This window comes from Pseudoalteromonas sp. SWYJ118 (assembly GCF_015864505.1).
In the GTDB taxonomy this organism is placed as follows: Bacteria; Pseudomonadota; Gammaproteobacteria; order Enterobacterales; family Alteromonadaceae; genus Pseudoalteromonas; species Pseudoalteromonas arctica.
The window spans coordinates 65,815-78,967 of record NZ_JADYXC010000012.1 but is presented as its reverse complement, the minus strand read 5'-3'; the positions used below and the strand labels follow the sequence as shown (position 1 = coordinate 78,967).

The 13,153-nt window shown below is 40.3% G+C and carries 9 protein-coding genes; 5 read left to right on the top strand and 4 right to left on the bottom strand.

The annotated features are described in order from the left end of the window. Positions 1-62 precede the first annotated feature (62 nt). The 4 genes from I6F48_RS12530 to I6F48_RS12515 all read right to left on the bottom strand — a co-directional run bounded on the left by I6F48_RS12530 (position 63) and on the right by I6F48_RS12515 (position 5,225). A complete protein-coding gene (locus I6F48_RS12530; RefSeq protein WP_165729335.1) occupies positions 63-380 on the bottom strand; it encodes a DMT family transporter in 318 nt (105 codons plus the stop codon). After that, on the bottom strand, positions 380-1,912 hold the full coding sequence (locus tag I6F48_RS12525) for a bifunctional GNAT family N-acetyltransferase/carbon-nitrogen hydrolase family protein (RefSeq protein ID WP_010554553.1): 1,533 nt from the start codon (positions 1,910-1,912) through the stop codon (positions 380-382). The genes I6F48_RS12530 and I6F48_RS12525 overlap by 1 nt, the downstream gene beginning before the upstream one ends. A 99-nt stretch (positions 1,913-2,011) precedes the next feature. Next, complete coding sequence (locus tag I6F48_RS12520) at positions 2,012-2,860, bottom strand: MBL fold metallo-hydrolase (protein WP_197119562.1); 849 nt, start codon at positions 2,858-2,860, stop codon at positions 2,012-2,014. Between the two features lie 79 nt (positions 2,861-2,939). Continuing rightward, a complete protein-coding gene (locus tag I6F48_RS12515; RefSeq protein WP_197119561.1) occupies positions 2,940-5,225 on the bottom strand; it encodes a penicillin acylase family protein in 2,286 nt (761 codons plus the stop codon). A gap of 156 nt (positions 5,226-5,381) precedes the next feature. Between I6F48_RS12515 and ycaO the strand changes: the two genes are divergently transcribed. From ycaO to folM, 5 genes are all read left to right on the top strand, one after another. Next, positions 5,382-7,142 carry a 30S ribosomal protein S12 methylthiotransferase accessory factor YcaO gene (gene ycaO, locus I6F48_RS12510; RefSeq protein ID WP_024589636.1) on the top strand — a complete coding sequence of 587 codons (1,761 nt, stop codon included), beginning with the start codon at positions 5,382-5,384 and terminating at the stop codon, positions 7,140-7,142. 115 nt (positions 7,143-7,257) lie between these two features. Further along, entirely contained in the window at positions 7,258-10,620 is a 3,363-nt protein-coding gene (locus tag I6F48_RS12505) for an ATP-binding protein (protein WP_197119560.1), read from the top strand. Between the two features lie 43 nt (positions 10,621-10,663). Continuing rightward, the gene (locus I6F48_RS12500; protein WP_197119559.1) at positions 10,664-11,293 is read left to right on the top strand and encodes a YceH family protein; all 630 of its coding nucleotides are present in this window, start codon (positions 10,664-10,666) and stop codon (positions 11,291-11,293) included. A 68-nt stretch (positions 11,294-11,361) separates the two neighbouring features. Then, the gene (nadE, locus tag I6F48_RS12495; RefSeq protein ID WP_165729340.1) at positions 11,362-12,192 is read left to right on the top strand and encodes an ammonia-dependent NAD(+) synthetase; all 831 of its coding nucleotides are present in this window, start codon (positions 11,362-11,364) and stop codon (positions 12,190-12,192) included. A gap of 221 nt (positions 12,193-12,413) precedes the next feature. After that, positions 12,414-13,133 carry a dihydromonapterin reductase gene (gene folM / locus I6F48_RS12490; protein WP_010554547.1) on the top strand — a complete coding sequence of 240 codons (720 nt, stop codon included), beginning with the start codon at positions 12,414-12,416 and terminating at the stop codon, positions 13,131-13,133. Positions 13,134-13,153 lie beyond the last annotated feature (20 nt).

Below are 13,153 nucleotides of genomic sequence, written 5' to 3'. Positions count from 1 at the left end.
TAAAAAAGCGCAGGCTTTTATACCTGCGCTATTCATAATTAAGCGTTTATTTGAATTATTAATTAAGAGCTTATTTTTAGCGTTATCACACCACTAATAATCATCAGTACACCCGCAATACGACCAAATGTAGCGGCATCGTTATAAAACAATATACCCACTACAAACGTACCTGCAGCGCCAATACCGGTCCACACTGCGTATGACGTACCCATCGATATTTGCTTTTGGGCAAGCCACAACATAAAGCCACTAGCGACTAAAAAAGCCACCGCTATTGCAATACCCTGCCAGCGAGTATCTGAGTTTTGCGATATTTTTAAACCTATCGGCCAGCCAATTTCAAGTAAACCGGCAATAACCAAATAAATCCACGCCATTAAACATCTCTCTTTTTCAAAATGACTTCGTATAAATCTTCGCGGCGATCTTTTAAGTTACGCACTGTACCTTCGCTATGAAGAATTTTTAGTTTATCCATATCAAGGTCGCTAAATAACAGCATTTCTGTATTTGGCGTGGCTTCGTTAAGTGTTGCATCGTGCGGGAACGAAAAGTCCGATGGCGTTAACACTGCCGATTGTGAGTACTGCACATCAAGGCTTTCTACTTGTGGTAAATTACCTACCGAGCCTGCAATAACTACATAACATTCGTTCTCTATTGCGCGTGCTTGTGCACAGTGGCGTACACGTAAATAACTATTTTTAGTATCTGTCCAAAATGGTACAAACAAAATATCGAGCCCTTGCTTAGCTAATATGCGTGAAAGCTCAGGAAACTCTACGTCGTAACAAATTTGAATACCTACACGCCCGGCATCGGTTTCAAATACAGCAATTTTGTCGCCGCCTTGAATAACCCAATCGTTTTGCTCATGCGGGGTAATGTGTATTTTACGCTGCTCATCTATTTTACCGCTGCGGTGACATAAATAACTCACGTTATAAATTTTATCATCTTCGGCAAGCGGCATAGAGCCGGTAATAATATTGGCGTTGTATTCTATTGCCATACGCGACATCGCGTTTTTAAACGTTTCGGTATATTCGGCTAAATAACGAATCGCTTCCGTTTGGTTGCTTTGATTTCCTAAACCCATTAATGGCGCGTTAAAAAACTCAGGGAATAGTATAAAGTCACTTTTGTAGTCAGATACGGTATCTACAAAGTATTCAACCTGCTTTAGCATTTCTTCAACCGATTCAACACAACGCATTTGCCATTGCACAGCACCTACGCGCACAATTGATTTAGTTGACTCGAGTACCGTGTCGGTTGGTTCATACATAATGTTATTCCACTCAAGCAAAGTGGCGTAACCAACTGACTCTTGATCCTCCGGTAGGTACTTTTTAAGTAAACGCTTTACCTGAAAATCGTTAGATAACTGAAAGCTTAAAATAGGATCGTATAGCTCTCTCTGATCTACTTTTGCAATGTATTCCATTGGCGTCATTTCACTACTGTGATTGTAATAACGCGGAATACGACCACCCGCTAAAATAGCGCGTAGGTTATATTGGCGGCACAGTTCTTTACGGGCATCATAAAGGCGACGACCTAAGCGCATGCCTCTGTGAGTTTCGCTTATTGCTACATCTAAGCCGTATAGCGCATCGCCGTCGGTATCGCTAAATACACGGTCATGACCATCTGCAATGTCTTCGTAGGTATGCGGGTTTGAAAAACGTGTGTAATCAACTTGTACGCTCAGCGCTAAGCCCACCAGCACGCCGTCATCTACAATACCGATTTGCCCTTCAGGAAATTGGTCTATTAATCTAAAAATGGTATGACTTGGCCACGCACCACCTAAGTCGGGATACGCTTGATCCATCAAGGTTTTAATTTGCGGATATTGCTCTCTGGTTAAGTTACAAATTTCAAGATGGGTTTTTTCTGCCGACATACACAACTCCTTTAGGCATAAGAAAATAAAAGCCGAATGTACGCTCGATTAAATCAAGAATACACTCAGCTTTGTATCATGTTTTTTACTTTAGATGTACTACTTTAAACTGCGATAAAAGAGTGTGGTTACTTTCTCTTTTGGTAACCAGCCTGCGTATTCAAGACCAAGTCCTGCCAATGGATCGGCTTTAAGTACTTGCTCTAAGCTTGCATTATTTTGCATTGCTTTTAGCATTACGTCTTTCGCGTTTTGAACTAGCTTACCATACGCTATCAGTCCTGAACGGTCACTTACCTTACCGTGTCCTGGTATTACTTTAGTGTTGTCGTCAATTTGTTTAACTACATCGTCTACTGCCGCTAAAATACCATCAACGCTGCCGCCGCTATCTACATCAACAAACGGTAAGCTGCCAAAATTAAAGTAAATATCGCCCATGTGCACTATGTTGTCGTTACTAAAAAAAACAACCGAGTCACCATCGGTATGTGCATGTTCGTAATGCACTACATGGGCGTGTTCATTATTAAAATGCAGTTTTAAATCGTGACCAAAACTAATGCGCGGTAAAAAGTCTGACCCTTCTCCATGCTGCTCTTCTAAACGTTTGTGTACATTGTCGTGTGCTATAACGTGCGCACCCGCTTTAGCAAAGTTCTCGTTGCCACCGGTATGATCGCCATGATGATGCGTATTAATAACAAACTCTGCACTGCCTGGTTTTAGATCGCTAATCGTTTTTTTAATATCGTCTGAGAGTTTGGCAAACTGATCATCAATAATATAAATGCCATCATCGCCTACACTTGCTGCAATATTACCGCCTTGCCCAAATAGTACGTATATATGCTCACTTAGCTTTTGTGCTGTTACTGGACCTTCATCTGCTTGCGCTGCTGTACTTAGTAATAAACCTGTTATTAATGCGGGTAGTATTTTTTTCATTTTAGTTCTCTGTTGTATGAAGTAATTAATATAGAACGTTTTTATCACTATTTAAGCTCACTCACTTATCACTTAAACGTTATTTAATAGGACTTATGACTATTTGATGCATAAGTGTTTGCGGCAATAAAGGTGTATGTTTACCCTCTACGTAATCACTAAACCCCGCTCTATAAAATTCAGAAAGAGGATGCCCCGATTGCCCACCGGGAATAGCTAAAATTGCATGTTCTAAATGCCCAGGTTGAGCAATAAAGCGCTGCGATGCGCCAAAACTACGCCCTTGTACGGCGGGCATGTAGCTACCACCAAAACCCGCTGCTGTAGGCATATTTAATAACTTAGCAAGTAACGGCATTTGCTTTGCAAACGGATGCTCTATCACTAACTCATTGACCTTGCCCCACTGCCAGCTTTGTACATTATTACCAAATTGCTCATTAAGCTTAGTGATAGTTTGGTTAAATGCACCGTGTAATTGTGCATCCCAGCTTTTAAATTGCGGGTTTATCCACGTATCGGGTTTGTTATTAATAAGCTGCCAAACTGCGGGCTCTAAATCTCGTTTTACGTATTTAAGTGTGCCTTGCTGTTTATTTAATTCGTCTTCAATACTACTAAATAGAATATTAATCACTTCATCGCGGTAGCGCTTAACTAAGGTATACCCTATGGAGGTTGAACACGCACATTGCTGCCAATTTTCGAGCGCTGTTATATATTGCTGATTTTTGGTTTGATCTGTTTTTAATTGCTTTAATAGCAAAGCATGCCAAGGCATTAAAAAGCGAGCTTGGTTATCGAGCTGTAGTGCGTAAAAGTCGCTCTCTGCAAATGTTTGTTTTTCAAATAATCTATCGCGGATTTGGCTCGAACGTGCACCGAGTGCATAGCCACCATTGCCAAAGCGGGCGTTATCTTCAGCCGATACCACGCGAGAATTACCAGTCCATAATCGACCGTTTTGTGGGTTTTTAATAAAGGGGCGTTCTAATTCGGTTTGCTGCCAAAGCGCTGAGTAGTCACCGGCATTTACACCGAGCTCACTTGGCGTTTTACGAGCCGGTATACCGCCCATATTTTTCCACGCTGCGTTACCTTGGCTATCTACCACCATTAGGTTTTGCACAGGTATTCCTACATCGCTTGCGACAGCAAGTGCATCATCTACTGTTTTGGCTTGTTCTAACTTTAATAGTTGCATATTAACGGCGTAAGGCTGATGTGCAGCCCAGCTCAATGCATAAGGTTTTTCGTTAATATATTTTACAGGGCCATATTCGCTAAGTATTAATGAATAGTTTTCAACCTCCCCATCGGGTAATACAATAGGTTCATCTACTTGCCATGTTTTACTATCATCGTTTAATGCAATCCAATCGGCTGTATCTAAATAACCATTAGTAAATCCCCATGCAACATTGTTGTTAGTGCCAACAACAATTGCCGGCGCTCCGGGCAGCGATACACCGGTTACCTGAGCGGGTTTTCCATTTTGTATATAATTTAGCTGAGCCCTGTACCAAATTACAGGCACTGCCATCGATAAATGCATATCATCAGACACCATTCCAGCGCCTGTTTTAGTCAACGTTCCTGTAACTGCCCAGTTATTACTGCCGCGCTCTTGGTTGGCTTCAATACTTTTAACTGTATGCTCTGTTTGAGTGGGAAAAGTAGGTATGCCGCCGCTATAAGGCGCTAATTTGCTGCCATCAAGCGCGGCTTGGTACTTACTTGGTTGCGTTAAAAAATCAACCATTTGCTTTGTGTACGCTTGCTCAATTTGAATGAGTGCTTGGTCACGTTCAAATGTCGCGCTTTGTAAATCAAGGTACATGCTAAATATCACAAGTAAGCTGTCTTCACTTTGCCATGGCTTTTGTGCTGCGCCTGTTAGTAAGTATTCAAAGCTTGAATACCCTACTTGCGCTAAACCTTCATTTACACCTTGAGCGTAACTTTTAAGTAATTGCTTATCGGTCTCAGGCAGCGTTTGTAAAATAATTTGGCTGCGTTTGCGCAATTGATGAAAACGCATCTTTTTATCGAGCCCCAACGCGGCTTCGCCAAATAACTCACTTAGCTCGCCTGCGGCATTACGTCTTAGTAAATCCATTTGAAAAAATCGGTCTTGCCCATGCGCATAACCTAAACCATAGGCAACGTCGTTTCGGCTATTTGCATTTATCACTGCTTGCCCTAGTGCATCGCGCGAAATTTTTACGGGCTCTACTACCGCGTTACTACGTCCGTTTCCATCAAGGGCAGGTAAACTTAAACTAAGTACACCATAAACAACGGCGGTACTTGCCAGCCCTAAAATCACAATTAATAATAACAAGCGTTTGATTACTTTAAACATCAACCTTTCCTTTGCACGTTTTGACCAAGCGTTAAGGACATATAATAACCACAGTTTTATTAAATAATAATGTTCTTGCTCGCAAAGGGTGAAATAAACATCAAAATCCACGATAATGTCAGCTCCACACATCGTGCAGAACTAGTTGAGATCAATATGACTGAAAAAACATTTATCAAAGGTAAAGACCGCGACCTAGAATCGTCAATCTCTACCATGCAAAACAAGCTTGAAGCCCTACACATTAATGTTGAAGAAGCGCTTTGGCTTAACCCTGTAGCTAACTGTTATTCGGTTCATATAAAAGACAGTGACTGCGGTGTTATGTTTACCAATGGTAAAGGCGCAACCGACAAAGCATCTATTGCCTCAGCACTCGGTGAATACTTTGAGCGTTTAAGCTGTAACTACTTTTTTGCAGACTTTTATCTAGGTGAAGAATTTGCCAATGGCGAGTTTACTCATTACCCAACCGAAAAATGGTTTAAAGTTGAAGGCGACGAAGTACCACAAGGTATTATGGATGAAAGCTTATGGGATTACTTTGACCCAGAGCGCGAACTTAACGCATCACATCTCTTTGATTTTAACTCAGGCAATATTGATCGTGGCATTTGTACCCTGCCCTACACTCGCCAACGCGATAACCAAGACGTATACATTCCGGTAAACGTTATCGGTAATATTTTTGTATCTAACGGTATGAGCGCAGGTAACACGAAGTTTGAAGCGCGCGTACAAGGTTTATCAGAAGTATTTGAGCGCGCGATTAAAAACCGCATCATCGCCGAAGGCATTTGTTTACCAATCGTGCCTGAAGACGTTGTTAAGCAATATCCTAAAATTCACGAAGCGTGTGAAGAGCTTCGCAGCCATGGCTTTCATTTACGTATTGCCGATGCATCACTTGGGGGAATTTACCCAGTAATGAGCGTAACGCTTATTAACCCAACTGATGGCTCTGTATTTGCTTCTTTTGGTGCTCACCCATCATTTGAAGTTGCACTTGAGCGTACAGTTACAGAGTTACTACAAGGTCGTCGTTTAGATCAACTAGATGTATTCCAACCTGCAACATTTGATAACGATGAAGTAGCAACACCAGAGAACATTGAACTGCACTTTATTGATTCAAGCGGTTTGATTTCGCATGATTTCTTCCGTGCAAAACCTGACTTTGAATTTGTACACTGGGACTTTAGCGGCACAACAGAGCAAGAATATAACTTCTGTACTGACCTGATTCACAGCATGGATCACGATATATACATCATGGATTATACGCACCTAAACGTATACGCATGTCGTATTTTAGTACCGGGCATGTCAGATATTTATCCAGTTGATGAGCTTATTTGGCGCAACAACAACGAAGGCGCAAAATTTCGCGAAGCATTCCTATCGCTTGATCAGTACGATGCAGAGCAATGGATGGAAATTTACGACAGCCTAGAAGAAGCAGGTCATAGCGATATTATCCGCGCCGCAGAATTTATTGGTTTAGCAACCGATGCCGACACACCATGGCACACACTGCGTATAGGTGAACTTAAAGCGCACCTATGTTTAGCCGCAGGCAGCGAAGAAGCCATTGATTGGGTTGACTGGATACTTCATACAGGCCAAGTAAACGAAGATGCAATGCGCCACTTCCGCTGTTTAAAAGCGATTCTTGAAATTAAATACGATGACGAGCGCGAATACGCTGATTACCAAGATGCATTAGGCTTAATGTTTGGTGCTAATAATGTAGCGCTGGCTATTGAAATTGCCGAAGGTAAAAAGCAGTTTAACGGTTTAACTTTTCCAGGTTTATCGCTTGAAGGCTTTAAAAAGCATGCAGCATTACTTGATGGTTACCGCAAGCTACACGTAGCAAAGCAAAATCATTGGGCACGTGAAGTTAGCGATTCGTAACTCGCTAAACTACTAATTATAAAAAATAAACGGCGCATTTGTTAATGCGCCGTTTTCATTTATCTCATAAATTAGCTATAGTTAATTTGCCTAAATTAACGCCACGATGTAGCTAATGCCACCGTCTAGTAATAACAAAAAAACGAATGTTCATAACTTTAAGCTGACCTTTTGGTTATCGCTTACGCTAACTGTACTAGTTGGTGTTGTTCTTGATCGTATTAACTATAATCGTGTAAAAGATGCTCACCGCCTACAAATTCTTTCAGAAGTAAGTACTTATAGAGCTCAACTCGAATCAACCTTAGTTTCTAATATTCAACTAGTACGGGGTTTAGGTGTTGCCGTTGCCGCAGAACCGGGTTTAGAACAAGAACGCTTTGAACAAATCGCAGCCCCTCTTTTTGATACATCAAATGAACTTCGTAATATTGGTGGCGCTCCCAATATGGTCATTCAAATGACCTATCCTTTAAAAGGGAACGAAAAAGCAATTGGCCTTAATTTTTTAGATAATAAAAATCAGCGTACTGATGCACTTAGAGCCCGCGATACCAACACAATTATTATGGCAGGACCGCTAACATTAGTTCAGGGGGGGGAAGCATTAATCGCCAGGGTTCCGGTGTATACCCCTCCTAATAATGAGTTTTGGGGGTTGTTGTCGGTTGTACTCGATATTGACAAAGTTTATATCAATTCTGGCGTTTATGAATTAGAAAAACAGTACAACGTTGCCATTCAAGGGCGTAATGGCTTAGGTAAAAAAGGCGAGTTTTTTTTCGGCAATCAAAATATTATTCAGCAAGATCCTCTTGAGTTCACTCTAAATTTTCAAGGCGGCAGCTGGCAGTTATATGTAGCGCCAAAAATCGGTTGGAGCCCTCCTATTTCATCAATATGGCCACTTCGGTTATCGATTATTATTATTTGCGGATTATTAATTTGGGCCTTTTTATTCTTTTTGAAAATGCTTAATCGTCAGCAACAAAACGAAAAAATGCTTGAAGCAATGAGTGATCTAGCTCAAATAGGCGCATGGTCATTTAACTTAGAAACTAAACAAGTGTATTGGTCTGACATGACCAAAAAACTATTTAAATACCCATTAAATAACCAACCAGAATGGCCTAAAGATTTAAACTACTTTAAAAAAGGCACTAGCCGAGAAACAATTAAACCTTTAATTGAACGAGCCATAAAATATGGTGAAAGCTACGAAGTTGAATTAGAAGTAATGGATGCAGAAGGTGAATCTGTTTGGGTACTCGTACATGGTGAAGCAGAACGAAAGAATGGACGATGCACACGCATTTTTGGCTCACTACAGAATATTGATACCCGTAAAAAAATTGAATTAGAAAGCAATAAAGTTGCACTGCACAATGAAATACTCGCATCGCTAACCGTTAATAAACTCATATTAAACGGACAACTAAGCCAATCTAAAGACGTAATCACACAATCGATTTGCCAAGCATTTGACGTTAAACGTGCCAGCATTTGGTTTTTTAATGAAGATAAGAGTCAACTAAATCCGTTTGCAGTTCACAGCAATCAATTATCAAGCGACACCGTAGACCCTATTTGGCTAAGAAGAAATGCTAAAGACTTTTTTAATACCATTGATCATCAAGCTGTATTTAATGCTCCAGATGCACTAAATCACCCGGTTTTAACGCCTCTAAAAGCACACTATTTAAACCCTTTAGAAATTCAAGCCATGTTATGCGTGGTTATCCCAGCCGGTAGTGGAGCTTTGGGTGTTGTATGCGCAGAGCAATGTCAGTCACCTAGAAATTGGTCTCGTAACGAAGAGAGCTTTTTAATTGCCGTCGCAGCACTTATTGGCAGTTTGTACTCAAGCCAAAAACGTATTGAAACTGAACAAAAGCTGGTTGCCGCCAAAGAAACTGCAGAACAAGCTGTTGAAGCTAAAAGTGAATTTTTAGCGAGTATGAGCCACGAAATTCGCACCCCAATGAATGGTGTTTTAGGCATGCTTAATATAATTAAGCAAACGCAACTAGACCTGCAGCAAAAGCATCATATCGAACTTGCTCAGTCATCAGCTCAATCTTTACTTAATATAATTAACGACATATTAGACTTTTCTAAAATTGAAGCAGGTAAGCTCGATATTGAAAACGTGCAATTTAACCTACCTCGGTTATTAGGAGAAGTGGTTGAATCGTTTGCTTTAAAAGTAGAGCAAAACAATACAAAACTTATTTTAGATGCCACTCAAATTACAGTTAGCGAAATAATTAGTGATCCGAACCGCTTACGCCAAATTTTGAATAACTTAATTGGCAACGCCGTTAAATTTACTATTGATGGTGAAGTAGTTATTACCGCCAAAGTGGATGAAACAACGGATGGCTCGTTCCTACAATGTTCGATTATTGATACTGGCATTGGTATTGACCCTAAAAAACAAGCGTCGTTATTTGATTCGTTTACACAAGCAGATACCTCAACTACACGCCAGTTTGGGGGCACAGGGCTTGGCCTTGCCATAGTAAAACAACTGTGTGAGCTGATGAACGGTGAAGTAAGTGTAAACAGCATGCAAGGTGAAGGAAGTACATTTTCTTTCACAATACAAATACAGCCTCGCTTAAGTAAAGAACAAGATTTACCGAGTCATTTAATTAAAAACAAACATATTTTAATTATTGATGAGTGCTCGTTAAATGCAAATACAGCCAGCAAACAACTCACGGTATGGGGTGCAAAGGTTAATTGCATACATGACTATCTTGAGGTTGATGATTATTTAAATAATGTAACCACCCACCCTGAAGCTATTTTAGTTGATTACTACTTTTTTGAAAAAGCGCCGCAAACGCATATAACTGGGCTTAAAAACTTTATAAATATGCATAGTTGCAAGTTAGTTCTTATGGCGCCAATGAGTTATTCACCTGAGGAGTCTAAAGTAGGTATGGAAGTCGACTGTATGATTTTCAAACCACTCACACCTTCTGATTTGTTTGACTCACTCACTAACGATAAATACATTGAACAACAGCAGCAACAAGCACAACTACAAAATAAACTAACTAAAGCACCAGTACTCGATTCATCAGAACCACAACTACTGCTCGTTGAAGACAATAAAATAAACCAAGTAGTTGCCTCGGCGCTATTAAAGCAAGCAGGTGTGACTTTTGATATTGCTGAAAATGGGCTTGAGGCAATTGTAAAACTCAATGCAAAACAAGGTAAGCCATATAAGCTAGTTTTAATGGATTGCCAAATGCCTGAAATGGATGGCTACCAAGCTACTAAAGCCATTAGAGAAGGCGATGCAGGTAAGGGTAATGAAAATATTACTATTATTGCACTTACAGCCAATGCCATGCAGGGCGATAAAGAAAAATGCCTAGCAGCAGGCATGAACGATTATTTAAGTAAGCCGCTCGATTTAGCCGCCCTAAAACCTAAACTCCAGCAATGGCTTGGTATCCAATAAAGGTGTAAGCTAATAAAATACGCTTACTAATTTGAGATTATTTATGCAGTTATCAGCAAATCAACAACGTATTCTTGGTTGCTTACTAGAAAAACAAAGCACAACGCCAGAACATTATCCGCTATCGTTAAACGCTCTAGTGAACGCATGTAATCAAAAGTCTAATCGCGATCCTGTGTTAAATCTTACAGATAGTGACGTGCAAAACGCACTTGATGAACTAATAGACATGCGTTTGGTAACTATAGATGAAGGGCTTACTGGTCGCGTAAATAAATACGACCACCGCTTTTGCAACACTGAGTTTAGTAATCTGCAATTTTCTGCTCAGCAACGTGCCATTGTTTGTTTATTACTTTTACGTGGTGCCCAAACTCCAGGTGAATTAAGAACTCGCAGTGCTAGGCTTGCTGATTTTAATAACGTAAATGAAGTAGAAACAGCGCTCAATAAACTGATTGAAAGCGATTACGCCCGTAAATTAGAACGAGAAGCAGGTAAACGCGACAGCCGATACATTCATTTATTTGGCGAACAACAAAATAATCCCGCCGATGCCTTTGTTGCTCTACCAAGCGAAGTAATTAAAGATAAAGAATTAAGTGATTTACTGGCAGAAGTGGAAGAATTAAAAGTAGAGCTTCGCAAAATAAAAGCTCATTTAAAACTTTAATTAATTAAGACTAAATCACATAATAAGTTTATTGCGTATCACATATTAAATTTTATAAGGAGCTGGCAATGCGCGCCGAAATTATGGCTGAAATGAAGGTTAAGCCAACTATTGATGTAAATGCTGAGATAACTCGCCGGGTTGCTTTTATTAAAGCACGTTTAGTAGCAGCTCACTCACGATCACTAATATTGGGTATTAGTGGTGGTGTTGACTCATCAACTTGCGGCCGCTTATGTCAACTTGCCGTAAACGAGCTAAATAAAGAACACGATACTGACAAATACCAATTTATTGCTGTGCGCTTACCTTATGGCGTACAAGCCGATGAAGACGAAGCGCAAATGGCGGTTGATTTTATCCAGCCAAGTAAACGTATGACCGTAAACGTACAACCTGCGGCTGATGCATTGCATGAGCAAGCGATAGCTGCTGTAGTTGGCTGTGGTGAAGCACTGCCTGAGCAAGCTCAGATAGATTTTGTTAAAGGTAATGTTAAAGCACGCCAACGTATGGTTGCTCAGTACGAAATTGCAGGCTTTTGCCAAGGCTTAGTAGTGGGTACCGACCATAGTGCTGAAAATATTACTGGTTTTTATACTAAATTTGGTGACGGCGCGTGCGATTTAGCTCCGCTATTTGGTTTATCAAAACGCCAAGTGCGTGCACTTGCTACTGCGCTCGGTGCCCCAGCTTTATTAGTAGAAAAAGCACCTACAGCTGATTTAGAAAGCGATCGCCCAGGCTTAACCGATGAAGAAGCACTTGGTTTGAGCTATGAGCAAATTGATGACTTTTTAGAAGGTAAATCTGTTTCTAAAGACGTTGAACAAAAGCTTGTAAGTATTTACATGCGTACACAACATAAGCGCCAACCAATTCCGACAATTTACGATTAATGTTTTAGTAAAATAAAGCAATTAACGCCTTTGAGGATTAATTGCTTTTTTGATCGACAGATTAAGAAACTGCGTATATTTTAGTAAATTAACGCTTTAAATTTTATAATACCAATTGCGTTAAATTAGTGATCTATTATAGCCCTAAGAAAATAGCGATAGATCGATCATGTTTTAACAATATTGGTATAAGTTACCCGCCAAAGAGAACACTGCCTTATATGACATCGCCCATCTTAATTACCGGCGCAGGCCAACGTATTGGTTTAGCGCTCGCTCAGCATTATATAGCCCAAGGGCAGGCTGTTATTATTACGTATCGTACTCGCCACAACGCTGTTGATAAATTAGAGCAACTAGGCGCTGTATGTATTTATGCCGATTTTAGTACCGATGACGGTATAAGTGCATTTATAAATACGCTTAAAGAGCATACAACATCGCTGCGCGCTGTTGTTCACAATGCATCAAGCTGGGACTGCGAAGCTAACAATCCTGACTTTGCAGTACTGTTCGATAATATGATGCGTATACACGCCAAAACACCGTATTTAATTAATTTAATGTGCGCTGAGCTGCTTATAAACTATCAGCAAAGTGAAAAAGTACCTGCTGATATAATTCACCTTACTGATTATGTAGTTGAAACAGGCAGCCCTAAACACTTAGCTTATGCAGCAAGTAAAGCAGCTCTCGATAACTTAACTAAATCGTTTAGCGCTAAATATGCGCCAAACATAAAAGTGAACTCGGTTGCTCCATCACTCATTATTTTTAATGAACATGACGATGAGCAATATCGAGCTAAAACCCTTAAAAAATCATTAATGGGCATTGAACCCGGATGCCAAGAAATTATCAATAGCATTGATTTACTATTACAAAGCCACTACATCACAGGGCGCTCTTTGCCTGTTGATGGCGGCCGTCATTTAAAGTAAATATAAATAAACTGAGATAT